A 24,087-nucleotide genomic window follows, 5' to 3' on the forward strand; every position below is an offset into this window, starting at 1 on the left:
AAGCCCTGATGAGTGTCAGTAGCGTAAAAGAGCTGAACCCCAGGTAAAGCCCCCGCCAAAGGCTTCAAGCATTACAACATCGTTGCGCTGAATACGTCCGTCTCTAACGGCAACATCCAGGGCGAGAGGTATAGAGGCCGCTGAGGTATTGCCGTGCTTGTTAACGGTAACCACAACCTGATCCATGGGCATGCTCAGCTTTTTCGCGGTAGCAGCAATGATGCGCAGGTTAGCTTGATGAGGCACCAGCCAGTCGATTTCGGATTTTTTCATCTGGTTGGCTGCGAGAGTTTCATCAACGATCTTGCCCAAGGTGTTTACGGCTACCTTGAAGACTTCGCTGCCTTTCATTTCTACAAAGGCCTTGCCCGCTTTAACCTGGTCGTAATTGCTGGCAATTCCGCAGGGCACATGAAGCAAGTCTTCGTACTGTCCGTCTGCATGAATATGGGTGGAAAGAATCCCTGTGTCTTCATGTGCCTCCAGAATCACGGCGCCAGCACCATCTCCGAAGAGCACACAGGTGCCCCGGTCGGACCAGTCAATGATTCGTGAGAACACTTCAGCGCCTATAACCAGTGCTTTTTTGCTGGACCCGGTTTTTATAAACTTGTCAGCAACCGAGAGTGCATACACGAAACCGCTACACACGGCCTGAATATCAAACGCCGGGCATCCATGAATCCCTAGCCGGGCTTGAAGAATGCAGGCAGAACTAGGGAAGATCTTATCCGGGGTGGACGTAGCAAACACAATGAGGTCAATCTCGCTGGCATCTATGCCGGCAGCTTCAATGGCATTCAACGCGGCTTGCTCTGCGAGATCCACGGTGGTCTGGCCTTTCAAGGCAATGTGCCGCTGCTCAATGCCGGTTCGCTCACGGATCCATTTGTCCGTGGTATCAACCGTCTTTTCGAGGTCTTTGTTGGTAACAATGTTCTCTGGCAGGTAAGAGCCAGTGCCGGCAATGCGTGCAAAGGTCATTCGCTAAATCCCACGATATATCCGATTGGGGAGCTCTGTGCATTCAGGGGGCCTTTTGGTTTGCAGGGTTCTGAATGCGTTTTAAACGCTCCTTGGCTTTAGACCATGCTATACCCCTGAACCATTGTCTGTTATTAGCTGTTTGTCAAAGACGACCGTGAAAACACTGGCTAAATGGGCCTGTTTCGCCTTATTGGGCTGCCGCAGCGTGCGGTAATCTGCGTTACACTCCAGTCTTCAGACAAGGACTTGCACTAAATGCCCGATCTGATTCTCTACAATTACGCCTTACCCCCTTTCTCCGAGAAAATCCGCGTAATGCTTGGGATCACGGGTTGTGGTTCGTTGTTGAATTGGCGGGAAAGCCTTGGTTGCAAGGTTCCCCGAAGGTAAGTGCCTGGTTGTCACGAATGACTGCATTCGGACATTGACAGCCTGAAAATCTCAGTGCCGGCGAAGCGGCTATGCGAACAAAAAATGCACAGCCTCGAGCATTGCCCGATGCGGAAGACGAGTTTCAGCTGATCCAGGAAGTCACTATTGCGCCGGACGATTATGGCCGTGACCCGGTTACTGGCACACTCGTCTATACCGATAAAAGTGTGACTATTCTTGCCAGAGAAACCTCAGAAGTTGGGCTTGTCCACGTACATTTCCCGAAACTCGGGTTTCGCGTACGCCCAGTGGAATAAGCAACTTACGAAAACGCCTCATCAGAACAGGAGCCTGTATGAATTCTTCCAGCCGTCTCACAGCGCGTTTAGGTATTCGCCATCCGATCGTGCAAGCACCAATGGCCGGGGTTGCTACACCGGAATTGGCTGCAGCGGTCACCAATGCAGGAGGACTGGGTTCGCTGGGGATCGGTGCCAGCACACCGGCTCAGGCCCGGAAGATGATTGAGCAGGCCCAGGCGCTTACCAGCGGGCCGTTCAATGTGAATGTGTTCTGCCACGAACCTGCACGCCGGGATGAGAGCACTGAGGCTGCCTGGGTGCAGTATCTGGCCCCTTTGTTTGGCGAGGCCGGCATAGAACCACCGGATTCACTCGGCGAACTTTATACATCGTTTATTGAAGATGACGAAACACTGGCCATGCTGCTTGAGCTGAAACCAGCGGTTGTCAGCTTTCACTTTGGAATTCCATCGGCAGAACGTATTGCCGCACTGAAGGAAGCAGGCATTTTTACCATGGCGACGGCTACCTGTCGTGACGAAGCCGCAATAATTGAAGCTGCAGGAATTGATGCCATAGTGGCTCAAGGTATTGAGGCAGGCGGCCACAGAGGTATGTTCAATCCGGAGGCTGCGGATCAGTGCCTGAGCACCTTTGTGCTTGTGCGGTTGCTGGCGCAGAAGACCACGCTACCCATTATTGCCGCTGGTGGCGTGATGGACGGTTTCGGGGTGAGTGCTGCAATTGAGTCAGGTGCGGCAGCGGTTCAGCTCGGAACAGCGTTTGTTTTGTGCCCGGAGTCGTCTGCGAATGAGGCCTACCGTGAAGCGCTCAAGAGTGAGCGGGCAGCAGATACACGGTTAACAAAGGTGCTTTCTGGCCGCCCGGCACGTGGAATCGTTAACCGCCTGATATCCTTCGGCGAAGCTAGCGACAGCCCTCAAACTGCCGATTACCCGGTGGCTTACGATGCAGCAAAGCGCCTGAACACGGCAGCTTCGAAGCTCGGTAATCATGAATTCGCCGCGCAATGGGCAGGTCAGGGCGCACCCATGGCGCGGGAATTGCCCGCCGCCGAATTGGTGGCGCTGATTATGGAGGAGTACCGCAGTAGGTATCCTGGCTAAGGCCTGCTACGCGAGCCATTCCAGTATCTGGTCGTGCACCACCTTGTTGTCGAGCAAATCCAGATGATTGAGCTTTTCAAATACACGACAATCTTCGAGGCGTATTGGCAGCCTTCGCGAGTCATCCGCGTGATGCCCTTTGGCGCTGTCCAGACGAACCAGTAGGTCACCCATCATAGTGCTGGGAATATTCGACACACGCTTACCTATAGCTGCGGCTATAAAGTAGTGTCGGGTGCCTTCGCGAAGTGGAACCGGCTTGCGCCCATCCGGGTGGAAGTCGTCTTGGTCAATGCCATCCCAGTCATCGTCCAGCAAGTTACCGTGTCGCAGGTCTTTGATGCCGGCACTGGTGTGTCTACCAAGCGCTAAGGGGCTGACGTAGCGAAACTGCCTCATGAGGAAGGTCAGCATATGCCCGGCCTTGGCGACGGGCGAACCGTGATGTGGTGAACCAAGATAAAGGGCGTTTCGCAATAGCTTTGTCCAGGGCAGGTTTCGTTCACTGCCGTACCAGCATGCGCTACGTATAACGAGCCCACCCATGCTGTGGCCAATCAGTGTGAGCTCTTCAACTTCAACAGGCCAGGCTTCAACTAACTTCTGAAGTTGTTCACTTAACTCTTTGCCATTACTGGAAATGTGTCGACCCGTATTGTAGTTCAGATACAATGGCGTGAAGCCATGAGCGGACTGCAGTTCCGTGCCCAGGTTGCCTTCGTTGTGCCCTTTCCAGTACTCATGTGAGAGGCATAAACCGTGAACCAAAACCACGATACGCGGGCTGGCACCCGGAACCGTTGCGCTGAGATTGCCCGAGCCCGGCTGTACCTTCTCTCCAAGACTGTTTCGGAAATTCATGTTGATTGCCAGCGGGTTGTTACTGGCCTCAAGGTGATCGCCGCAAACACCATTCAATGCAGCTACAACTCTCATACTTTTTGAAGTATATGGGTGCCCCTCACTCCTTGAGAATCTGGAGAGGGAGTAATGCAACCCCTGTTTCAGCACATAGGTGGTTGATTGAATAGCCTGGTAAGCGGTGTGCCTTCGCTGATCTTGCACAGGCAAGCCTGCAACATCGAGCAACCGATACAACGGATTGGCATCACGGGCAATTGTGCGGTGCATGTTTTCCGTAATATCAGTAACGCCACTGGTAGCATCCAGGAGCAGTTGTGCTGAACCATGTAAGGTTTTAACTGACACCATTTTGCTGTGCTCCCAAGCTGCGTTCGGAATACGCGGATCAAGCCATGTATGTACTATCAAGGAAATAATGGTCGGTGCATATGGCTTGTTTTAAGGCAGAAGCAGTCATTTCGGTATTATTCCTCCTCTAACGGCCTCTCTGTCAAGAAGCGTCAGACCAAATAGAAAGTGTCAAAAGTGGTCATAATGATCTATATTGTACATATGTGAACAAAGGGATCGCGGGAGGTGGCCCATGACAGCTGTAGTTGAACGTAGAAGCACTGAAAGTGATCGCGCGGCTGAAAAGGGGCGTGTGGCACTAAAAGGCTTTTTCCGGATAACGGAAGAGTGGGGGTGTAATGCCGATGAGCGGAGCAAGTTGCTAGGTGGGCCCTCCAGGACAATGCTCTATAACAATGCCAAGCGGGGATGATGATGCTTTCAACCCCTCCGCATTTTTTTCAAAGCTGCTGTCCTGGCTGCCAAGAGTCGGGAACGGTTGAGGCGTCTGCAGCAGTGGACGTGTCCGGGTATCGTAGATGGTGACGGCTAAGAAGAGTTTGTTCAGTCCCGAGTAGATGTCGTTGGTTGCTTCATCGTTCTGGGTATAGATCCAGCGCTGACCGTAAAATATTGCCTGTAGGGCACCATAGAGATAAGCCTGCTCGGCGATCGCTTCCGGTTTGTTTTCGGTCTTTGAAACAGCCTGGGCGAAGGCTGCGAAACCGAATCAATTATGCGTAAGACAAAGCCGGGTTCAGAGGGTAATCTTGAAAGGGCGCCTAGCTGATTGCTTGTTGATGGTTTTCTAGTGGTGAGGTGCCGTCTGACCTATACTTCTACGGGCCTATCAAAAAATCGCAGGAAGCGTTCCATGAGCGAAGGATTTGGTACTTCAGGAAATCAATACCAGCCCCCGGCTCGATATCACGATCTGGACGAGGTTAATCATGCCGTTAGCGGCGCCAACCTGGAATTTGTCCAACTGAAGCCCGGAAACCTCGATATTGCGCTTGAGCAAATTTCACTAGGTGATCTTTCAATCGACCTCGGTACCGTCAACCTGCCTATCCGAGCGATGGGCGAACTGGATCCAAGTCGATTCAGCATTGGCGCGTTCACCAAGGGCGTTCAGGCTACCTGGAACGGCAATCCCGTCGACGAGTCGCATCTATTAGTCTGCCAGCCAGGCCAGGAACTCAACGGTTACCTTTCGAAAATCTACGGATGGATCTCCCTAGTCGTTCCCCCCGAATGGATTGAGTCAATTGAACAAACCACTTCGCGTACGAACATAACCAAAATCGCCTCTTGTACAACCATCAGGCCCCCCGCCGATAAATTAGAGGATCTGCGGCAAGCCATTGCAAACATTGTGCAACTCGTTGAAATTCCGCTGGGTCCTCTGGGGGACGACTGGTTGGTCACCGATCTCCGTAATGCGTTGGGCGCTGCCCTGAGCTCTATGGATGCCCCTTCAGCGAAAGTCATGTCTCAGGCGTGGGGGCATTATATTTTCGCGAAGCGAGCCGAAGATTATATGCGCGAGAGAATCACAGAACCGGTCAGCATCGATAAACTGTGCGCGTCGATGCACGCCAGCCGTCGATACCTGGAATACGCCTTCGCTGACGCTTTCGGAACAAGCCCTTCGCGCTATTTACGCCTGATGCGGCTGCACCAGGTCCGCAGCAGGCTCAAGATGTCAGGTGGCCGAACGACTGTCACAACTGAGGCGCTCAGATTGGGCTTTAACCACCCAAGCCTGTTTGCCACCCAATACAAGAATGCATTCGGTGAGTCCCCCAGCGTCACGCTTGCGCGGGCTACTGCATAGTTACAGTAAGGCTCGCTCCCATTTCTTTCTCGCCAATCGGTACCCGTGCGGATTCGCGATAGCGAAGCTGTTCCTCACAGCACTAGAATCAACTCTTACGCAACCTGGCATCCAGGGGTGGCCTCAATTAACAAGACCATAGAAAGTAAGGGATCGACTCATCACAACAGGCTGGATGAAGCGCTCGCCTACATCGCGCAGCACATGAAAGAAAGAATCCAACTCGGTCAACTTTCTGAAGCCTCTGGTGTGAGCAAGCGAACGATCGGTTATCTTTTTTTGCACACCTACGGTATTACACCCATGGCTTTCGTTAAACGGGAACGTTTGAGGAAAGCTAGTAGGCTACTGCACCATGCCGACCCGACTACTACCACGGTTGCGAGTATCGCGCGCGAATGCAGCTTCGCCCACATGGGGCAATTTTCGCTCGACTACAAGCGACTGCTTGGCGAATCACCGTCCGACAGCTTGCACCTACACCCACAAGCCGACCGGATACCGGGCAGGCAGTAATCAGCCGATCAGCCATCCTGTTTCCAATCCTGTTCTGATAAGGCCATGCGTTTTCTTGATAGCGAGCGGATGCGTTGAAGGGAATACTGAAAAAAGAATTTCAGAGGAGGGGATAACACGCGAGCCACGTCGCTTTTTATGTACTAATAATTCAGAAGCACCTTATAAATATCCAGCATATGAGCGGAAATTTTTCCCACGGAGTTGTTATGAAATTTCGAATGATATTGATAATGGCCGCCTTTGTGGCGCTCGTCGGTGCGGCCCATGCAGAAAAGCTCAGCACAGAGCAATTTAAAGCCATCGCCGAAGAGGGTTATATTTATGGCCTGCCGTTAGTCATGAACTACGCCGTCATGAACGAGTATGCCGTCAACAAGAACACGGATCAGTACAAAGCACCGTTCAACCACATCAAGAACGAGGCGCGTGTCTATACTTACAAGGACACCACGATCCTCAGCCCGAACAGCGATACGCCGTACTCGGTTGCGTGGCTGGACCTGCGCGCGGAGCCCGTTGTAATCAGCGTCCCCGAGGTCGATAAGGACCGTTACTACTCCGTACAATTGATCGACGGGAACCTCTACAACGATGGTTACATCGGCAGCCGTGCCACCGGTAGTGACGCCGGCTCCTATGCGGTTGTTGGCCCCAACTGGCAAGGCGAAACACCTGAGGGTACCAACAAACTCTTCCGTTCGACGACGCCCTTCATGTTCGTCATTTTTCGCACTCAGCTTTTCGACCCCGAAGATATGGTCAACGTAGAAACGGTGCAGGCCCAGTACAAGGTGGCACCGTTGTCAGCATTTCAAGACAAGCCCGCGCCAGCGGCTGCGCCGGCGATCGACTTTGTGCCCGCGACATCTGCTGGGGTCAAGGCCCACTTCTGGAACTATCTCAGCGCTGCGCTTGAGTTCATTCCGGAAACCGACGACAACGAGGCCATTCGCGCCAGGTTGGCCAGCATAGGCGTCGCCCCGGGGAAGACCTTGGATATGGCCAGTTTCTCGTCGGAGCAACTACAGGCGATAGCCGAAGGGATGAAAGCCGGCGACGAAAAGGTTAACCAGTTCGTAGCCGGTGGCGCCACGGACATCAATGGTTGGCAGGTCGGCTCTTTATGGGGCGACAGCGATTTCTACAACGGTGACTGGCTCAAACGCGCCGGCGGAGCAAAGGCTGGAATCTACGGCAACACCGCCGCAGAAGCGGTATACATTCTGGGCCGGACCGATGCAAAGGGGCAGGTTCTGGATGGCAGTAAGCACAACTACACCCTCACTTTCGCCGCCGACCAGTTGCCACCCGTGAACTCTTTTTGGTCCGTGACTATCTACTACGGTGATAGTCAGTTGCTGGTCAAAAATCCGATCAACCGTTATCTGATCAATTCGCCAATGCTGCCTGATATGAAGAAGAATGCAGACGGTTCACTGACTGTCTATATACAGCATGAATCGCCCGGCACGGGTAAAGAGTCGAACTGGCTGCCGGCGCCGGATGGGCCGATCTACCTGGCACTGCGTATGTACTGGCCGAAACCAGCTAACGAGACGCCTTCCGTATTGCCGCCGGGCCAAGGTACTTGGCAACCACCAGGCATAGTTATGGTCGACTGAGGCAATTGGCAAAGCAAAGGGATGCCGTCAGTCACCGTGACTAAACGCGGAGCAGTATGTCGCTGCAGTATACAAGCGGAAACACAAACACAATCAATGACTTATGCTCGCAACTTTGGAGATTACTATGATAAGCAAATACCGGAGCATGCGTGGTTGGAGCATTTGTTCAATGGTCTGCGCCATGCTTGTTTTAGGAACTTCAGCCTATGCGGAGCAAACAACGCCTGGTTACAACCACAAAATTCCTACCAAAATCCTAACTCCGGACGAGGTAGAAACACCCATTGGCACATTGAACTTTTTTGATGGCATGCCTGATTCAGCAACCGTTGAGAAGGTTTACGACAACCTTGATCTCATTCGCGGAACGGAAACCTTTTTGAACGGAATTCCCGCTACCTCAATAGAGGGGATGCGTCTGGGTTTTCGGGACATCGGGGCCGACGCGTCGAACAAAGCTGTCATCATGGATAAGCTGCTTGATTCCAGCCCGCTGTTCCTGACCGGTAACACCGATACGGTCTACTGCATGGCATTTCTCGATCTCAAGAAAGACGGAGCCACCGTCGTCGAGATCCCTGCTAAATCTGCGCCTGGAACCGTGGATGACGCTTACTTTCGCTTCGTAACAGATATGGGAGTAACCGGGCCCGACGCGGGTGAGGGTGGTAAGTACCTGATCTTGCCGCCTGATTATGACGGCGATCTCAACCCTCCTGAGGGCGGCATGAAGGCAGTAGTGGATGGAGAGACATATTTCGTTTCCAAATCTACCAGCTATATCAACTTACTGTTCCTGCGTGGATTTTTGGTCGACGGAAAGCCCGATGTGGCAACCGCGATGTTTGAAAACGGCCTTAAAATCTACCCGCTGAGAGATGCTGGCAACCCGCCGAAGATGGAGTTCATCAGTGGTTCGGGGAAAAGCTTCAACACCATTCACGCAAACAACTTCGATTTCTACGAAGAATTGCATACGGTGATCGAGCGCGAACCGGTATCAATGCTTGATCCGCAATTGCGTGGTCTGTTTGCGTCCATTGGCATTGAGAAGGGTAAACCGTTCAATCCCGATGCCCGAATGAAGAAAATACTGACACAAGCGGTTGCAATTGGTAATGCAACTGCTCGCGCAATCGTTTTTCGTCCGCGCCTCGAAGGATTTTCTTATTATCCGGGTAGTGGCTGGGGAACCGGTTTTGTTGGCAGCTCTTACCAATGGTTGAAAGATGGTGGCAAAGGTGGGCGTAACCTGGATGCTCGGGCACTCTTTTTCTATCAAGCCACAGTCAATACGCCTGCAATGGTCATGGAAATGGTCGGCAAAGGATCGCAATACGCCGCTACCACGGTGGACAAGAATGGTGATTACCTCTATGGCGATAAGACTTATCGGCTGAAAATTCCAGGCAATGTTCCGGCTGCGGACTTCTGGTCGGTGGTGATCTATGACCCGCAGACCCGCTCCGAACTGCAAACCAGTCAACCGTTCCCAAGCAAGAACAGCAAGCGGGATGCCTTGCAGGAGAACGCTGACGGTTCAGTGGACTTGTATTTTGCCCCGAAAGCGCCTGAAGGCAAGGAAGCTAATTGGATCCAGACAGTTCCAGGCAAAGGGTGGTATCCGATTTTGCGCCTTTATGGCCCATTGAAGCCCTGGTTTGATAAAACGTGGCGACCCGGTGAGCTGGAGTCGATAAGTGGTGTTGATTCCAGTCGTGAAATGCCGGCCGTGTTGGTAGGAGAGGGCGCTACGGTGACCGCTATCGTTGTCGCAGTTGATTGGGACAACCGTGCCTTGGTGCTGAGAACTGAAGATGACGAACTCATTCGGCTAGAAGTCAGTGAGGAGGCACGCAATTTTCCTCAGGTGCGGGCCGGTGACAGGGTCGTTGTGGCCTACAGCATTGGGGTCGCGTTGGCACTCAGCCCATCTGATGCCTCCAACGGCATGCGCGAACGTGTCGATACCGTGACTCTGGATCGTACCGAGCTTGGCCAAAAGCCTGGCGGAACGCTACGTTCGACCATCCATGCCACGGGTGTGGTACGCGCTATCGATCCGGAATTACGAACAGTGACGTTTGATGGTGCTGAGCACACTGTGACATTGGCCGTGGATGAGGATATCGATCTGCCCAATATCCATGTTGGTGACCAAGTGGATGCCCTGTACCAGGAATCACTTGCGATTAGCGTAGAGCCAGCGGTTGGGCATCCGGTTCTAAAATAACGACATAAAGGGGCTATGGAATGAATACGTTAAACCAATGCTTGCTCACTTTATTGCTACTCAGTGCCGCACATCAGGCACTGGCACAAGAGTTATTCATCTATCCGGATAAAGGACAGTCATCCGACCAACAGGCGAAGGACACGCTCGACTGTTCTAACTGGGCAAAATCAAATGCGGGCTACGATCCGGCTAATCCGGCGCTTGGCAATGTGGCGCAGTTGGGGCCAGAGCAGAAAGCCGGCGGTGCAGTGCGTGGTGCCGCCGGCGGTGCCGCCCTGGGTGCCATCGCGGGCGATAGCTCGGAAGCGGCGCGGCGCGGTGCTGTGGCAGGGGTCGTTGTTGGTGGACTAAGGCAGCGCCGTGCCAATCGGGAGGCGCAAGAGGAACATCAACAGGAGGAGCAACAGCTGGTAGCCCAATCTACTGCAAAGAACGACGATTACAATCGTGCCTATGCTGCCTGCCTCGAAGGCCGTGGCTACACGGCTAAGTGAATAGAAGAAAAACCTTACGAACCCTCACAGCTTTGGGACCGGAGAGTAAACCAATGCGCCCACAATTAAGAAAGAATGTGCTTTTTCGGCAAGCTTGCTCGTTGACTGTTTTGGCCATTCCGCTGGGCATCGGTTGCACTGCTGCCTATGCGCAGGGTTCTGCTGACGAGCTTGCCAAGCAACTCGCAAACCCCATTGCCAGCCTTACCAGCGTGCCAATGCAGCTCAACTACGACGACGGTATCGGCACTAAGGATGATGGTTACAAGTACACCCTCAACGTGCAGCCAGTGATACCCGTCTCGATCAGTGAAGACTGGAATATGATATCGCGCACGATCGTTCCGCTCGTTTATCAGGATGAGATCTTTCCCGACGCAGGCGACCAGTCTGGACTTGGCGATGTAACGCAGAGTCTATTTTTTTCGCCCAAAGCTTTGACGGCAAGTGGCTGGACATGGGGCGCCGGACCGGTTCTTCTTATTCCTATAGCAACCGACGACCTGCTTGGGACAGAAAAATGGGGTGCGGGTCCTACTATTGTTGCATTGAAACAAACGGCCGCCGATTGGACGTACGGTGCGCTGGCTAATCATATTTGGTCCTTTGCGGGAGCGAGCGACCGAGGGGACATCAACACCACCTATTTACAGCCGTTCCTTGCGAAGGGCCTTGGTAATGGTCGTACTGTCAATGCCGCCCTGGAGTCTACCTATAACTGGGAGACTGAGCAGTGGACCGTTCCGCTCAATATCGCCTACAGCAAAGTAACCAAACTCGGCAAGCAATTGGTAAGCTTTCAGGGCGGTGCCCGCTATTACCTTGATGCCCCAGATAATGGACCCGAATGGGGACTACGATTCACGTTTACGCTCCTGTTTCCTAAGAATTAATGAAAGCTTAGTCCCAATCGCACGAAGCAATAAATGATCGCAGAATTGATAGTTAGGACTCCCATGCAAGTTATCTTTGTGTGAGTTGCGGTGGTGGTTACAAAGATGCTTTTCTTCGGCGTTTCGCCTGGCGCAATGGTTTTTAACGATAAGGCGGATGTTGGCCCTATTCCTCAGCATAGCCAGCTCTACGGGCTGGATTATCGCCCTCTGTACGTAGATTACTGCCACCTTTACTACATTCGTACGCACCCGCTTTACAACGCAAAACCGCCGCCCCAACTGCTGGGCCAGGTCCTCTCCAGCAAAGTTCCTTTAACAATGGGCCAACGGCACCTGAAATATCGAAGCAGACACTTCTATTGTGCAAATATGAACAGGATTTGCTATATTATTCATAGTTGGGCATCGCAAGGCGGGAGGTAATCCATGACGGCTGTCGTTGAACGTAAAAATGTTGACGGTGATCGCGAAGCTGAAAAAGGCCGAGTTGCGCTAAAGGGCTTCTTTCGAGTAACCGAGGAGTGGGGGTGTAACGCTGAAGAGCGAAGCAAAATTCTGGGCGGTCCCTCCAGAACAACGCTCTATAACTATGCCAAGCTGAATCCAATCAAGCTTTCTAACGACACTATGGAGCGCATCAGCTACATTCTGGGCATCTATAAGGCCTTACAGCTTCTATACCCGACCCATGAGCGAGCAAACCGCAGAATTCGCCTGAAAACATCAGACATACCCTTTTGCGGCAAGTCTGCCATGGAGTTTATGACACAAGGCTCCATGATGAACCTGATGATGACCCGTCAGTATTTCGATGCCAAGCGGGGATGGTGATGTTTTCACCCCCTCCGCTGTACCTTCCCGAGTGGGAAACCTACCGGATCATCCCCAGCCATTACCCGCCCATAGATCTTTTCGAACGCATCTATGAGCCAGACGAGTTTGAGCTGGCGTTCGAGATTGAGAGTATGACAAACCCCAGGCTGCGGGATGAAGCAGGGGATATCCATCTGGTGCAGCCCTGCGACAGGATCAGTGGCCCCGGAAGTTCGCCTGTAATGGCATCGTTCACGCACCTTGGGTTTGGAAGCCGCTTTGCTGACCGGCATTTTGGGGTTTACTACGCGGCCAGCACTCTTGAAGGCGCTATTCGTGAGACCGTATTTCACAAGGAGCGGGAGATGGCAGCCGCCAACGAGGACTCAATAGCACTGACCATGAGAGCCTACATTGGCTCCGTGGTGATGAAGATGCACGACATTCGCGGGCCTGAATTCAAAGATCTGCACAATCCGGATGCGGATGATTACGCCCTAAGCCAGAAGTTTGCGAGCCGTTGGCGGCAAAAAGGATCAAACGGGCTGCTGTATAACAGCGTTCGCCATCCGGGCGGTGAGTGTATTGCAGCGTTTAAACCCAAAGCTGTCTCCATCCCGGTGCAAGGGCCACACCTGAAGTATTTCTGGGATGGAGATAAACAACGCATTACTCATTGGGCGGAAATAGGGGAGGCGCACTCCCTGACTGGCAAAGTAGGTATGAATGAGTGAATCCGTCGTGACCTTAATTATTTCAACTTGATTCCAACTGGAGTTATTGCCCATGAAAGTTCTACTGGTTGAAGACGACGGCATACTCGGTGACGGAATTGCTGCAGGGATTGCTCAGTCCGGCCTGGTGGTGGACTGGGTACTGGATGGCCGGCAGGCCGATACTGCACTCGCCACAGGCTCCTACGATGCTGTTGTCCTTGATCTGGGCCTTCCGGGGCTTTCCGGAATGGAGGTCTTGAAACGAGCCCGTGCAAGCGGAAAAAACCTTCCGATTCTGATTCTGACTGCACGTGATGCCGTGGAGGACCGAGTGGCCGGCCTGGATGCCGGTGCCGACGATTACCTTGTAAAGCCTTTTGATCTTGCCGAATTACAGGCACGGCTGCGGGCATTGCTGCGTCGCTCCAAGGGGCATGCCGAACCGGTCATCCGTCAAGGAGAGCTCCAACTCGACCCCGTCAGTCATTCGGTGTTTTGGTCCGGAACGCCTGTTGATCTCTCTGTACGTGAATTCTCGATTCTCCACACTTTGTTGCTTAATGCAGGGAGAGTAATGTCAAAGGCACAGATCGAGGAGCAGCTCTACGGCTGGGGAGAGGAGATCGAGAGCAATACGATAGAGGTCTTTATTCATCACCTGCGACGAAAGTTGTCTCCGCAACTGATCCGTACTATTCGCGGTGTCGGTTACATGATTGAGAAAACTACGCCATGAGGTCGTCGCTGCGTTGGCGCCTTTTTACGATTCTTGCAGTATCAGTATTGCTGGCCTGGATTGCGACTGCGTTCTTCACCTATCTTGATGCGCGCAAGGAGATCGGCATGACGCTTGACTCCCGACTGGTAAAAGCGGCTGAGCAGATCTCGATGCACCTGGACAAATCACAAAATGCCAGTGAGGTCGGGCAGCGAGTGCGTGATTATACGGGCACCGTGCTGCAGGTATGGAACAGTGACGGCACGCTGCTCCTCGATTCGAGCACGGCTCCTGAAGAACGCCTGGGTACACAGCGCGATGGTTTCGAAAGCACCACTATCAATGGTGTTCGCTACCGGGTTTACAGCCAATGGGACAAGGCCGGCCACCTGAATGTGCGCGTTGGTGAGCAATATGAGCTGCGCGATGCACTCGCAGAAAGTGTTGCAAGCCACCTTCTGCATCCCCTGTATTTTGCTGTTCCTGTGTTAGGCCTACTGATTTGGCTGTCCGTTGGTGCTGGGCTTGCACCCTTATCCCGATTTACCCGGGAAGTAAAACAGCGTGAACCGGATAAACTGGACCCCCTTGATCTTACTGATACTCCCCGGGAAGTAATGCCATTGCAGGATGCGCTCAACGCTCTTTTCGGGCGCTTACAGGTTTCACTGGAGCATGAGCGACGCTTTACTGCCGATGCGGCCCATGAGCTGCGTACTCCGCTGGCGGCCATAAAAACTCAGGCGCAGGTGGCATTTGCTGCCCGGGACCCGAGAAAACTGGAGCATGCGCTAGACAGGATTGTCAGTGGTACAGACCGTGCGGCGCATCTGATTGAACAGTTGCTGGTGCTTTCGCAAGTAGATTCAGAACAAGCATCGGCGAATCCAAAACCGGTCAAACTTTCTGCAGTGGTGAACGAGTGCGTGGCTTCACATGCCCAAGCGGCGATACGCAAGGGCGTGGATCTGGGGTTTGAGGCGGCCGATGACGGGGCGGTTCTGGGTGATGCAACCTTGCTTGGGATTCTTGTTCGTAACCTCGTGGATAATGCTGTTCGGTACACACCTGCGGGCGGACAAGTGGATGTACGAATCAAGCGAGTCGGCGAGGAGGTGGTGCTTCTTGTTGTTGATACCGGGCCGGGAATTCCGGAGAAAGCGCGTAATGTGGTGGTGTCGAGGTTTTATCGCGGGCTTGGCAGCGGTGAAGAAGGTAGTGGGCTGGGGCTATCAATCGTAGAACGCATAGCTCACCTGCATGGAGCTTCTCTGAGGTTTGATGATAACAATGATTCGGGAGAAGGCCTGATTGTATCCGTGCGTTTCAAAGCAGCTTCAGAATAGAGACGGTCGATCCTTTCGGTTTGTCGATATTTGTGGCCACAAATTGCATCCTTAAGCGAATATTAAGGTGATTTTGGGATACTTCTTTCAAGCCGACCAAACGGTGCACTCAAAGGAGCGTTTCATGAACATCAAATCCCGTTTTTCAAAGTTTGCAATCATCACTGGCATGGTACTTGGCCTGTCAGCCACCAGTATTATGGCCGCGCCGGCCAACAATGAACATGAGCATGGCCATGGCCATGGGGAGATGGAACTCAGGCTGAACGATGGCAGCAAGTGGGCAGTTGATGCGCCACTCAGTCGTGCGATGAACAATATCGGAAGTGCCATGCATAAGGATTTGGACGCCATTCATTCTGGCAAACTGCCAAAAGAGAAATATTCTGTACTGGCGACTAAAATCAATAATGAAGTCAACTACATGGTTGAAAACTGCAACCTTGAGCCTGAGGCGGATGCCCAGCTTCACCTGATTATTGCCGAACTGATGGAAGGGGCATCTGCAATGGAAAGCAAAGCCAATGCGCGGGATGGTGCGGTGAAAGTTATGGGCGCAATTGAAAGTTACGCTACCTATTTTGATGACCCGAATTTCAAACCAATCAAACACTGATGATTAGCCTGGTACACCCGTCCAACAGATGATCCGGTGTACCAGGCGATTCGCTTTACCTGTCAATAAACATCCTCCAGGTAACGCCCGTCGTTTCTCAATTCTTCTACATCCAGGTTTAACGGCTTGAGAATTGAATCAAACACCTGGCGTACACCGGAGGCCATATCCCGCCCTCCGCATACCAATATCTGTGCACCTGCCTCAACCAGTTGTCGCAGTGCGGGTTCATCCGCAATGATGGCATCCTGAACGTAGTTTTTCTCTGCCGACCGTGAAAACGCGGTGCTCAGCCCGGTAAGCCGGTGGTCATCGAGGTAACAACCCAGTTCCGGTCGGTAGAGAAAGTCTGATTGCGGGTTACGGCCGCCCCAGTAGAGGTACATGGGGTTGCGCTCGGTATTCTTTCGGATGAAACCGGCAAGTGGACCGATTCCCGCGCCAGCGCCAACGAGAATGATCGGCGTAGCGCCTCCCGCCGGGCGAAAACCCGGATTTTTCTGGATAAACCCGCTGATTCTGTCTCCTGGTTTTAGGCTGTGCAGATATCCTGAGCAAATGCCATGGGTCTGTTTACGCACACAGATTTCCAGTATCCCATCCGACGCAGAGGAGGCCAGCGAATAGAACCGGGCGGCCCGATCTCCAGGTGGCGCAACCCCAAACAGATCGCCAGCCTCGAAGTCCGGCAGATTCTGCCGGTTTTGAAACAGCAGTTTCTGCCAGAGCTTTCTTTCACTTTTTACCGGCTTGAAGCGCAAGATGCTGGTAGGCGCATTGACTGCAACCCCGTAATCAACCCGCTCAACAAGCTCAAACTCTGAAGTGACGGCGGGTGCGGGGTTATGAGTCAGTGCCAGCGGAATGCCCATGCGTTCACTGATAGCCTCGCCCCATTCCTGAAACTGCGTGGCGGAACCGCGGTCAATTCGGGTAAGGGGATGCATTTGTTTTAGGCCTTTGCTGCGGAGCGCTGTATCCACGTCCTGCGCATACTGGCAGAACTTCGGGAACTGTTGGTCGCCAAACCCGAGAACCACAAACTTCAATCCGTCATCCGCCTGAAAGTGTTCAAGTCGAGCGATAAACTGACTGGCGGAAGAGGGCGCGTCACCATCACCATAGGTTGATGTCAGAATGAAAAGCACAGAGGCCTGCGGATAGTGCTCCGCCAGATCATTCATGGGCGCGCAGTGCACCTTTTTGCCTGCCTGATTGAGCTTGTTTTGAAGGTCTTTGGCAAAGCCCCAGGTGGTATTGCCTTCCGAGCCCACCAGAATGACGGTGTCAGCGGCTTCGATGCTCGCACTTTCACCCAGGCTTATGGCTGATGAGCGCCGCTGCCACCAGATCTGCAGGCCGGTAAATGACAACATCGGCACGGTCAGCGCAGCTAGCCCGAGAATCAGACCTAACCACCACAAGCCTTCACCCGTGTGCAGGCGAGCCATCCAGTGCTGAAACTTGCTGCCGGCTGAACGTGGCTGGTACTGCAGCAGCTCCCCGGTTGCCTGATCCACGAATCCGGAACCCTGGGCAGTGCTCAGTGAATAAACATCCATGGGGTCATCCGGGTAGGGGAACACCAGCTCACGCAGTTCGTTAACGTCCACGCTCTTTAGCGCGCTCAAAGAACCTGCCGGTGCCGGCGTACCTCCTGAAACCTCCGCAGGAAAAGAGAGCTCCGTAATCGTCCCTTCCGGTAAAAGACCAAACCTTACCGCAGACATATAACTGCCGGTCAGTGCCGACAGCAACAAGCCAATAACCGCAAATCGTGCCAGCTCGGCGTGAATTCGCGGGCTACCAGAACCTGCAATGGGTCGTAACATTGCCTTCCAGCCCCCCAGGCGTCGAGCCAACAGAAAGGCTCCGGACAGACAGATCAATACCATTAGTGCTGCCAAAACTCCGGCCAGTATTCGTCCGGCATCGTCCATGAGAAAGGATCTGTGCAAGTTTTTTACCCAGCGGAACCAAGCCGATGGCTGGTAGGGGGCAATGCCTTTACCCGTCAGGGGATTAACCCTATCGGCACCTGGCTGGCCATCACGGCTGTAATAAACAACAACCTCGCCTGATAGAGAGCGTGCGATCTGTTCGGTCCCGGGATAATTCGCCACTACGTGCTCGGCCAGGTCGGCCACGCTTAGTTCGCCGGCAGCGGGAACCGTCGCGGCCGACCTCTCAAGTGTCGGCACTACCGACAACACAACCCCGGAAGTCGCCAGCACCACCAAAAACAGTGCGGCGACCAATCCCGGTAAACCATGGAGCTTGCGCAACATTAATGTGTCTCCCGTCGTTTACTTGAGGTTATAGACAAAGGACTGGACATAGCCGCGGCCAGAAACCGTTTTTCCGGAGCCTTCAGTGGTCAGAGGCACAACCACATCCGAACGGTTGTCACGCATGTCTTCAACGGCAGTATCAACACGAATCTGATAACCGGAGTCGATCAAAGCGTCTTCAAGTTCCAGAGTCACTTTCAGAGCGCGGCCGCTGGTCACACTGGCGCCGGTTAGGCCGTCGTATTCAGCTTGATTCAGGCCACTGCCGCGTGCCCAGTCCCGCAGGTGCTTGTAATATTTGCTTTTCTCACCTGAAATCCAGAGAGTTCCCTGGTACTGTCCGTTGGCATCCGTCAAGTAGAGAGCCAGGTAAGCCCCGTCACCGCCATAGTTTTTCAGCTGCGTGGTAAAGGTGACTTCCCGGGCCTGTGCATAAGCTGGCAATGCCATTACAGTCGCAAGCCCCAGAGCAAACAGAATCTTTTTCATGATGTAATCTCCTTTAATTATTCAACCGTTACGCTGGGGCGACCTTTAACAATGCCCTTGCGCGGAACCCGATCTTCATTGGTCGGTTCGCTGTAGCGCTTGGACTTGTCGTGATGCTTGTCATCGTCATCGTCATCGTCGTCCACTCGCTCTATTTCCATTAGCTCAAAGGTTGCCGGAGAGTATTCAGCTTCCACGCGGTAGCCATCCGGGTCCCTTCCTTTGACCTCGTAACATCCGTCATCCACTTTGATGCGGAACACGGTCCAGCCTTCAGCTTCCAATTGCTTTCGCAGGTTTTCTCGGGGCTGCCATTGGGCAACCGGGTCATCGCAGTCATCGTCTGCCAGGGCGGCACCGCTCACCAGCAGTAACGAAAGGCTGATAACAATGGGTTTGATATTCATGGCATGTCTCCCGTTGAATCGGTTTAATCAACCCTAAGGCTTTTACCTGACAGTGGGCTGAACGGACGACCACATAATAGGGTTGCCAGCGGGTATTTGAGCGCTTCAGGCTGCTGTCAGGTTACGGCTGTAGTATCTTCGGATCGTGATCAGGCAAAAGGTGAAACATGCGGGTACTGTTGGTTGAGGATACAACCGGGCTGGGTGAGGCAGTGCGGGATCAGATCAGCGAGGATGGCCATGCCGTGGACTGGGTGCAAAGTCTCTGTTTTGCGGAAACCAGCGTGAAAACCACCGCTTATAATCTGATTTTGCTCGATTTAATGCTGCCGGATGGCCACGGTTTTGATTTTCTTAAAAAACTGCGAGCGGCCGGTGACACAACGCCCGTCATCATTCTGACCGCCAGGGACCAGGTTTCAGACAGGATTGCAGGGCTGAATGCCGGTGCCGACGATTATCTGGTGAAGCCTTTTGATCTGTCAGAGCTGTCTGCCCGTGTGGCGGCAGTGGCACGACGCTATCGCGGCAATCCGAACCCTCTGGTGCATATCGGCGATCTTGAAGTGGATCTTGGTGATCACCGCATCAGCCGCAACGGCGAGCCAGTGGAGCTCACCGCCCGGGAGTGGGCGCTCTTTGAAGGGTTTTTGCAGCGCCCGGGAATACTGCTTTCGCGTTCACAGCTTGAAGACCGGTTATACGAATTCGGTGCCGAAATCGAGAGTAATACGATTGAGGTGTATATCAGCCGTTTACGTAAAAAACTGGGGCGCGATGCCATAGTGACGGTCCGGGGAATGGGGTACCGGTTAAACGCTTATGACCACTAAAACCAGTTTGCAGAAAACCCTTGGTACCTGGCTGACCCTCGGCGTGACCTTGCTCTGGCTGTTGGGCGTTATTGCTTCCGGGGTCATTGCCCGGCATGAAATGAATGAGGTTTTCGACAGCGCCCTGGAGGAGACTGCGCAGCGAATCTTGCCACTGGCTGTGACCGATATTCTGAATCGGGAAAATGAAACAGGCAATCAGCGGGCACTGGCCCTGAGAGAGCATGACGAGTACCTAACCTATCTGGTTCGTGACGCATCGGGCAAACTCCTGCTGCAGTCCCACGACGCAGATCCCCGAATTTTCGGTGCCAAACCCCAACAAGGGTTTTCTGAAACGTCAACGCACCGGATATACGGGGAGGGCGCCATCAGCGATACCCTGTACATTGAGGTTGCCGAACCCTTGGCCCACCGCAACGAAGCCATACTGGATACCAGCCTCGCATTGCTCACTCCATTAATACTTCTGATTCCCATCAGCCTGATCGGGGTGTGGTGGGTGATAAAACGGTCACTTCGTCAGGTGGTTTTGCTGCAGCAATCGATAGAAACCCGTGGTGGTAGTGATCTTTCTCCGGTAGTGGTAGATCGCCTGCCAAAAGAGTTTGAACCTACCATGGTTTCAGTCAACCGCTTATTGGAACGTTTGCGCAGGGCGCTTGAAGCCGAGCGAAGCTTTACCGCCAACAGCGCCCATGAGCTGCGAACCCCGCTGGCAACGGCGTTGGCCAAGCTTCAGCGGTTAAAAACCGAAACCCGGGATGCCGGAGTTAAAGCACGAGCTGGCGAAATCGAACAGTCTCTTCGCACCCTGTCCAGACTGTCGGAGAAGCTGCTGGAACTGGCAAAGGCTGAGGGTGGTAGCGCGCTGTCTGAACACTACAACGACCTTGTACCCATACTGAAAATAATCGCCAGCGATTATGAGCGTAATGCCCCCGGGCGCCTCAGGCTGAATTTACCTGAAGATAGCGTGATGTCATTACTCGATCCTGACGCCTTTGCCATCCTGCTAAGAAACCTGATAGAGAATGCACTCAGGCACGGCGCAGCCGACAAGGCAGTAAATATCAGCCTGACAGGTGAGGGCACTTTACGAGTCGCTAATGCAGGTGAGGTTGTACCGCCAGAGAAGCTCGCATTGTTGCGCAACCGGTTTGTGCGTTCCGATTCGAAAACACTGGGCTCCGGTATCGGGCTTGCAATCGTGGACGCCATTGCCAGCGGTGCGGGTACGGTCCTGACCCTCCGATCACCAGCCTCAGGCCGGAGTGATGGTTTCGAAGCAGAAGTGAATGTTGTCGTGGTTCACACAGACGTTTAAGGCTGGTGTCAGGTTAACCCTGCAGAATTCAAACAAACCCAAGACGGAGTTTGTTTGTGCCTAACCTACGTACCAGTGTCACCCTTTTGCTGCTTTTGGCGGCTCAGATCAGCTTCTGGACCCCGGGGCTGAGCTATGAGCAGTTCCTGACACTCAGCGGCTATCTTGCCATCAATTTCATGTCCATCACCATGGTGCTGGCTACCCGACCTGCATGGCTGGAATCCCCGCTGGGTGGTCTGGACAGCATGTATAAACTGCATAAATGGACCGGAATTTTGGCCGTCGTTTTTGCGGTCACACACTGGCTTACCGAAATGGCGGATGATGGCCTGGAAGCGCTGTTTGGCTCGGATCGCAGCTTGAAAGAAGCTGACTTTTCGGGCCTGCTGGACAGCCTTCAGGATGGCGCTGAAGACCTGGGCGAACCCGGCCTGTATCTGCTGCTGTTTCTGGTTGTTATTACCCTGACTCGATGGGTGCCCTACTATTACTGGCGTTATCTGCACCGGGTGATGCCAGTGATCTATCTGGTACTGGCCGCCCACGCACTGTTGCTGGCCCCGCTGAAATGGTGGCAACAACCCACTGGTTGGCTCATGACGTTATTGATCGCAGGTGGTGCCGTTGCAGGCCTACAATCACTGACCGGGCAAATCGGAAGGAGTCGTCGTTATAAGGGGCTGGTTCAGGCCGTCAAGCAGACATCAGCCAACATCACAGAAGTCGTCTGTGACATGGGCAAGCGGTGGCCCGGTCATCAGGCCGGACAATTCGCCCTGGTAACCTTCGACCGAATCGAAGGGGCACATCCTTTCAGCCTGTCCAGTGCTGACGATGACAGCGGACAGCTCAGTTTCCATATCAAGGCACTGGGAGACTACACCCGCAAGATTCCCCGTAAGCTACGTAGTGGCCAGACAGTTACTCTGGAAGGCCCTTATGGTCGCTTCGACCCCGACAGCGGCAGAAAAAACGCCCAACAAATCTGGGTGGCTGGCGGAATAGGTATCACACCGTTTCTGGCTGCTCTGGAAAAGCGTCTGATCAATTCCGAACAAAAACATCCGGCTATCACACTTCATTACTGCACTACCGGAGCTACAGTCGACCCAATGGTGACCCGTCTACAAGAGTTGACGGAGCAACTTCCGGACATATTGCTGCACATATACGATAGCCAGGTGGAGCAGCGATTGACAGTGGATCAACTGCAAATCCATGATCGCCGGGTGGATGTTTGGTTTTGCGGGCCGCAGGGACTGGCCAAAGCCTTGCGAAGCGGTCTGAAGCAACAGCCTATTTCATTGCGCTTTCATCAAGAAAGTTTTGAGTTTCGCTGAAACAGATTTCCTTTTCGGCCCCGGATTAAGCAATCGGTGGCGGCCATGGATCTTGATGTGGTGAGGTGAAGCGTAGAAGATAATCGTGTCTTTGTTCGGCAGCGTGATTGGGAAAGCATATGAGTCATAGTGAAGTCCATCGCTCACATCGCGTGGGTTGGTTACGCGCAGCTGTATTAGGTGCAAACGACGGAATAGTTTCCACGGCAAGTCTGATTATTGGTGTGGCTGCCGCTAACAGTGCTCATGGAGGCATTCTTCTGGCAGGCCTTGCGGGGTTAGTAGCGGGCGCTATGTCTATGGCTGCTGGGGAGTACGTGTCCGTTAGCTCGCAGTCCGATACGGAAAAGGCAGACCTGGCTATTGAAAAAAAATCATTGGAACAGGACTTTGAGTTTGAAAAAGAGGAGCTCGCTTTAATATACGAAAGCAGAGGGCTTGAGTCGGCTCTCGCGAGGCAAGTCGCTGAGCAGTTAATGGCTCATGATGCTCTTGGTGCACACGCCAGGGATGAAATAGGCATCTCGGAAACGGTTAGCGCCCAGCCCGCTCAAGCGGCATTCTCATCGGCAGGCACTTTTACCATTGGTGCCGCACTTCCGTTGGCTGCGGCGTGGGTTGTACCGGGCAGCCAACTAATTTTTGTTGTTGCAGGATCCTCACTGGTTTTTCTTGCGTTTCTAGGCGGGATTGCTGCGAGAGCGGGTGGGGCTTCTATTACTATCGGCGCAATCCGAGTTACATTTTGGGGTGCACTCGCAATGGCACTTACGGCCGGAGTAGGTCGAATATTTGGTGTGGTTGCGTAAAAGATTTTTACTCGCCACTTATATAAATCAAGCCTGCTTAAACTTTCCTGCCCATTATTAATCCGCAAGCCGGATTCAGGCGCGGATCATCTCATGTTTTGACATTTTCCTGATAAAACCTCCACAAAGCTGTGACACAGGGTGGGTCAATATACCCACTCAATGTCAGGTCGACTTTTTCAGTCGTCAATGTGGTGATTATTGTCATGAGCACACTCCTATCTCGCCAACTGCAGGGATTCGTAGCGGCCGGCGGCCTTTCTACGTTGTTCCACTGGCTTGTAATGGCAGCATTGATCGCTGCCGGGCTTGAACCAGTGCTGGCAACCGCTAGCGGAAGCGTGTCTGGTGCGCTGCTAAATTACGGCCTCCAGCGGCGCCTGGCATTTCGCAATGCCGGCCCTCACAGGGTCACGCTGTGGCGTTATATCGGCTCCTGTCTTGGTGCCTGGTTCTGCAATCTCGCCTTCTTTTTTCTACTCAATAACGTATTGGGACTTCCCGTCACCTTGTCACAAATCGTGACCACAGGGCTTGTCGCTGCACTGAATTACATCGTCTACCAAAGGCTGGTTTTCCATGAACAAACGCGTTGAATTCCCCGTCGTACTTTTTGATGGCCCGTTTGATAAGCCGTTATTATCACTGGTGGTGCCGCTATATAACGAACGCCCGATGCTGCCCCTTTTCTTTGAGCGGGTTCTACCGGTGCTTGCCACCCTGGACCTGCACTGGGAAATCGTGCTGATTGATGACGGCAGTGATGATGGCAGTGCCCAATACATCCGCA

The 24,087-nt window shown here is 53.3% G+C and carries 25 protein-coding genes; 20 read left to right on the plus strand and 5 right to left on the minus strand.

Going from position 1 to position 24,087, the window contains the following annotated elements; all coding sequences use genetic code 11:
• Window positions 1–15: 15 nt before the first annotated feature.
• Entirely contained in the window at window positions 16–984 is a 969-nt protein-coding gene (locus FFI61_RS14845) for a beta-ketoacyl-ACP synthase III (RefSeq protein WP_200371422.1), read from the minus strand.
• A gap of 464 nt (window positions 985–1,448) precedes the next feature.
• Between FFI61_RS14845 and FFI61_RS14850 the strand changes: the two genes are divergently transcribed.
• Together FFI61_RS14850 and FFI61_RS14855 are read left to right on the plus strand one after the other, a co-directional pair.
• Window positions 1,449–1,676 carry a hypothetical protein gene (locus FFI61_RS14850; RefSeq protein ID WP_200371424.1) on the plus strand — a complete coding sequence of 76 codons (228 nt, stop codon included), beginning with the start codon at window positions 1,449–1,451 and terminating at the stop codon, window positions 1,674–1,676.
• Window positions 1,677–1,714: 38 nt separating this feature from the next.
• On the plus strand, window positions 1,715–2,788 hold the full coding sequence (locus FFI61_RS14855) for an NAD(P)H-dependent flavin oxidoreductase (protein WP_200371425.1): 1,074 nt from the start codon (window positions 1,715–1,717) through the stop codon (window positions 2,786–2,788).
• A 6-nt stretch (window positions 2,789–2,794) separates the two neighbouring features.
• Here the strand turns inward: FFI61_RS14855 and FFI61_RS14860 are convergent, their stop codons facing one another.
• Window positions 2,795–4,000: an esterase/lipase family protein gene (locus FFI61_RS14860; RefSeq protein ID WP_200204653.1), complete on the minus strand. Its 1,206-nt coding sequence runs from the start codon at window positions 3,998–4,000 to the stop codon at window positions 2,795–2,797.
• Window positions 4,001–4,235: 235 nt separating this feature from the next.
• Between FFI61_RS14860 and FFI61_RS14865 the strand changes: the two genes are divergently transcribed.
• From FFI61_RS14865 to FFI61_RS14920, 12 genes are all read left to right on the plus strand, one after another.
• Window positions 4,236–4,415 (plus strand): hypothetical protein, encoded by a 180-nt coding sequence (locus FFI61_RS14865; protein ID WP_200371426.1) that lies wholly within the window; start codon window positions 4,236–4,238, stop codon window positions 4,413–4,415.
• A 441-nt stretch (window positions 4,416–4,856) separates the two neighbouring features.
• Window positions 4,857–5,819 (plus strand): AraC family transcriptional regulator, encoded by a 963-nt coding sequence (locus tag FFI61_RS14870; protein WP_200371427.1) that lies wholly within the window; start codon window positions 4,857–4,859, stop codon window positions 5,817–5,819.
• Window positions 5,820–5,936: 117 nt separating this feature from the next.
• A complete protein-coding gene (locus FFI61_RS14875; protein ID WP_200371434.1) occupies window positions 5,937–6,335 on the plus strand; it encodes a helix-turn-helix domain-containing protein in 399 nt (132 codons plus the stop codon).
• A 209-nt stretch (window positions 6,336–6,544) separates the two neighbouring features.
• A complete protein-coding gene (locus FFI61_RS14880; RefSeq protein WP_200371439.1) occupies window positions 6,545–7,960 on the plus strand; it encodes a DUF1254 domain-containing protein in 1,416 nt (471 codons plus the stop codon).
• Window positions 7,961–8,144: 184 nt separating this feature from the next.
• A complete protein-coding gene (locus FFI61_RS14885) occupies window positions 8,145–10,196 on the plus strand; it encodes a DUF1214 domain-containing protein (RefSeq protein ID WP_227714942.1) in 2,052 nt (683 codons plus the stop codon).
• Window positions 10,197–10,216: 20 nt separating this feature from the next.
• Window positions 10,217–10,693, plus strand: a complete 477-nt coding sequence (locus FFI61_RS14890; RefSeq protein WP_200371440.1) for a glycine zipper family protein — start codon at window positions 10,217–10,219, stop codon at window positions 10,691–10,693.
• A gap of 53 nt (window positions 10,694–10,746) precedes the next feature.
• Window positions 10,747–11,586 (plus strand): transporter, encoded by an 840-nt coding sequence (locus FFI61_RS14895; RefSeq protein WP_227714943.1) that lies wholly within the window; start codon window positions 10,747–10,749, stop codon window positions 11,584–11,586.
• Window positions 11,587–12,015: 429 nt separating this feature from the next.
• Window positions 12,016–12,420 carry an antitoxin Xre-like helix-turn-helix domain-containing protein gene (locus FFI61_RS14900; protein ID WP_200371441.1) on the plus strand — a complete coding sequence of 135 codons (405 nt, stop codon included), beginning with the start codon at window positions 12,016–12,018 and terminating at the stop codon, window positions 12,418–12,420.
• A complete protein-coding gene (locus tag FFI61_RS14905; protein ID WP_200371443.1) occupies window positions 12,420–13,136 on the plus strand; it encodes an RES family NAD+ phosphorylase in 717 nt (238 codons plus the stop codon). The genes FFI61_RS14900 and FFI61_RS14905 overlap by 1 nt, the downstream gene beginning before the upstream one ends.
• Window positions 13,137–13,188: 52 nt before the next feature.
• The gene (locus FFI61_RS14910) at window positions 13,189–13,854 is read left to right on the plus strand and encodes a response regulator (RefSeq protein WP_200371445.1); all 666 of its coding nucleotides are present in this window, start codon (window positions 13,189–13,191) and stop codon (window positions 13,852–13,854) included.
• Window positions 13,851–15,182 carry an ATP-binding protein gene (locus FFI61_RS14915; protein WP_200371447.1) on the plus strand — a complete coding sequence of 444 codons (1,332 nt, stop codon included), beginning with the start codon at window positions 13,851–13,853 and terminating at the stop codon, window positions 15,180–15,182. The genes FFI61_RS14910 and FFI61_RS14915 overlap by 4 nt, the downstream gene beginning before the upstream one ends.
• Window positions 15,183–15,306: 124 nt before the next feature.
• Complete coding sequence (locus FFI61_RS14920; protein ID WP_200371449.1) at window positions 15,307–15,798, plus strand: hypothetical protein; 492 nt, start codon at window positions 15,307–15,309, stop codon at window positions 15,796–15,798.
• Between the two features lie 62 nt (window positions 15,799–15,860).
• Here FFI61_RS14920 and FFI61_RS14925 read toward each other — a convergent pair whose 3' ends face one another.
• Genes FFI61_RS14925 through FFI61_RS14935 form a run of 3 tightly spaced genes read right to left on the minus strand, consistent with a single transcriptional unit; the run spans window position 15,861 to window position 18,985 of the window.
• The gene (locus tag FFI61_RS14925) at window positions 15,861–18,086 is read right to left on the minus strand and encodes a PepSY domain-containing protein (protein ID WP_200371451.1); all 2,226 of its coding nucleotides are present in this window, start codon (window positions 18,084–18,086) and stop codon (window positions 15,861–15,863) included.
• Between the two features lie 18 nt (window positions 18,087–18,104).
• Window positions 18,105–18,578, minus strand: coding sequence for a DUF2271 domain-containing protein (locus FFI61_RS14930; protein WP_200371453.1), 474 nt, complete (start codon window positions 18,576–18,578; stop codon window positions 18,105–18,107).
• Window positions 18,579–18,595: 17 nt separating this feature from the next.
• Window positions 18,596–18,985 carry a PepSY domain-containing protein gene (locus FFI61_RS14935; RefSeq protein WP_200371455.1) on the minus strand — a complete coding sequence of 130 codons (390 nt, stop codon included), beginning with the start codon at window positions 18,983–18,985 and terminating at the stop codon, window positions 18,596–18,598.
• A gap of 167 nt (window positions 18,986–19,152) precedes the next feature.
• Between FFI61_RS14935 and FFI61_RS14940 the strand changes: the two genes are divergently transcribed.
• The 6 genes from FFI61_RS14940 to FFI61_RS14965 all read left to right on the plus strand — a co-directional run.
• Window positions 19,153–19,818 (plus strand): response regulator transcription factor, encoded by a 666-nt coding sequence (locus FFI61_RS14940; protein ID WP_200371456.1) that lies wholly within the window; start codon window positions 19,153–19,155, stop codon window positions 19,816–19,818.
• A complete protein-coding gene (locus FFI61_RS14945; RefSeq protein ID WP_200371458.1) occupies window positions 19,808–21,145 on the plus strand; it encodes an ATP-binding protein in 1,338 nt (445 codons plus the stop codon). The genes FFI61_RS14940 and FFI61_RS14945 overlap by 11 nt, the downstream gene beginning before the upstream one ends.
• A 56-nt stretch (window positions 21,146–21,201) precedes the next feature.
• Window positions 21,202–22,488, plus strand: coding sequence for a ferric reductase-like transmembrane domain-containing protein (locus FFI61_RS14950; RefSeq protein WP_200371460.1), 1,287 nt, complete (start codon window positions 21,202–21,204; stop codon window positions 22,486–22,488).
• A 119-nt stretch (window positions 22,489–22,607) separates the two neighbouring features.
• Window positions 22,608–23,297 (plus strand): VIT family protein, encoded by a 690-nt coding sequence (locus FFI61_RS14955; protein WP_200371463.1) that lies wholly within the window; start codon window positions 22,608–22,610, stop codon window positions 23,295–23,297.
• Between the two features lie 206 nt (window positions 23,298–23,503).
• A complete protein-coding gene (locus FFI61_RS14960) occupies window positions 23,504–23,893 on the plus strand; it encodes a GtrA family protein (RefSeq protein ID WP_200371465.1) in 390 nt (129 codons plus the stop codon).
• A partial coding sequence (locus FFI61_RS14965; RefSeq protein WP_200371467.1) for a glycosyltransferase occupies window positions 23,877–24,087 on the plus strand: 211 nt, incomplete at its 3' end. The genes FFI61_RS14960 and FFI61_RS14965, both read left to right, overlap by 17 nt.

This window comes from Marinobacter sp. DY40_1A1, assembly GCF_016597815.1.
Classification (GTDB): domain Bacteria; phylum Pseudomonadota; class Gammaproteobacteria; order Pseudomonadales; family Oleiphilaceae; genus Marinobacter; species Marinobacter xiaoshiensis.

Bases quoted from the DNA above. Each gene is read 5' to 3' on its own strand.
- FFI61_RS14845 (WP_200371422.1), bottom strand. From the start codon at position 984: ATGACCTTTGCACGCATTGCCGGCACTGGCTCTTACCTGCCAGAGAAC.
- FFI61_RS14850 (WP_200371424.1), top strand. From the start codon at position 1,449: ATGCGAACAAAAAATGCACAGCCTCGAGCATTGCCCGATGCGGAAGAC.
- FFI61_RS14855 (WP_200371425.1), top strand. From the start codon at position 1,715: ATGAATTCTTCCAGCCGTCTCACAGCGCGTTTAGGTATTCGCCATCCG.
- FFI61_RS14860 (WP_200204653.1), bottom strand. From the start codon at position 4,000: ATGGTGTCAGTTAAAACCTTACATGGTTCAGCACAACTGCTCCTGGAT.
- FFI61_RS14865 (WP_200371426.1), top strand. From the start codon at position 4,236: ATGACAGCTGTAGTTGAACGTAGAAGCACTGAAAGTGATCGCGCGGCT.
- FFI61_RS14870 (WP_200371427.1), top strand. From the start codon at position 4,857: ATGAGCGAAGGATTTGGTACTTCAGGAAATCAATACCAGCCCCCGGCT.
- FFI61_RS14880 (WP_200371439.1), top strand. From the start codon at position 6,545: ATGAAATTTCGAATGATATTGATAATGGCCGCCTTTGTGGCGCTCGTC.
- FFI61_RS14885 (WP_227714942.1), top strand. From the start codon at position 8,145: ATGCTTGTTTTAGGAACTTCAGCCTATGCGGAGCAAACAACGCCTGGT.
- FFI61_RS14890 (WP_200371440.1), top strand. From the start codon at position 10,217: ATGAATACGTTAAACCAATGCTTGCTCACTTTATTGCTACTCAGTGCC.
- FFI61_RS14895 (WP_227714943.1), top strand. From the start codon at position 10,747: ATGCGCCCACAATTAAGAAAGAATGTGCTTTTTCGGCAAGCTTGCTCG.
- FFI61_RS14900 (WP_200371441.1), top strand. From the start codon at position 12,016: ATGACGGCTGTCGTTGAACGTAAAAATGTTGACGGTGATCGCGAAGCT.
- FFI61_RS14905 (WP_200371443.1), top strand. From the start codon at position 12,420: ATGTTTTCACCCCCTCCGCTGTACCTTCCCGAGTGGGAAACCTACCGG.
- FFI61_RS14910 (WP_200371445.1), top strand. From the start codon at position 13,189: ATGAAAGTTCTACTGGTTGAAGACGACGGCATACTCGGTGACGGAATT.
- FFI61_RS14915 (WP_200371447.1), top strand. From the start codon at position 13,851: ATGAGGTCGTCGCTGCGTTGGCGCCTTTTTACGATTCTTGCAGTATCA.
- FFI61_RS14920 (WP_200371449.1), top strand. From the start codon at position 15,307: ATGAACATCAAATCCCGTTTTTCAAAGTTTGCAATCATCACTGGCATG.
- FFI61_RS14925 (WP_200371451.1), bottom strand. From the start codon at position 18,086: ATGTTGCGCAAGCTCCATGGTTTACCGGGATTGGTCGCCGCACTGTTT.
- FFI61_RS14930 (WP_200371453.1), bottom strand. From the start codon at position 18,578: ATGAAAAAGATTCTGTTTGCTCTGGGGCTTGCGACTGTAATGGCATTG.
- FFI61_RS14935 (WP_200371455.1), bottom strand. From the start codon at position 18,985: ATGAATATCAAACCCATTGTTATCAGCCTTTCGTTACTGCTGGTGAGC.
- FFI61_RS14940 (WP_200371456.1), top strand. From the start codon at position 19,153: ATGCGGGTACTGTTGGTTGAGGATACAACCGGGCTGGGTGAGGCAGTG.
- FFI61_RS14945 (WP_200371458.1), top strand. From the start codon at position 19,808: ATGACCACTAAAACCAGTTTGCAGAAAACCCTTGGTACCTGGCTGACC.
- FFI61_RS14955 (WP_200371463.1), top strand. From the start codon at position 22,608: ATGAGTCATAGTGAAGTCCATCGCTCACATCGCGTGGGTTGGTTACGC.
- FFI61_RS14960 (WP_200371465.1), top strand. From the start codon at position 23,504: ATGAGCACACTCCTATCTCGCCAACTGCAGGGATTCGTAGCGGCCGGC.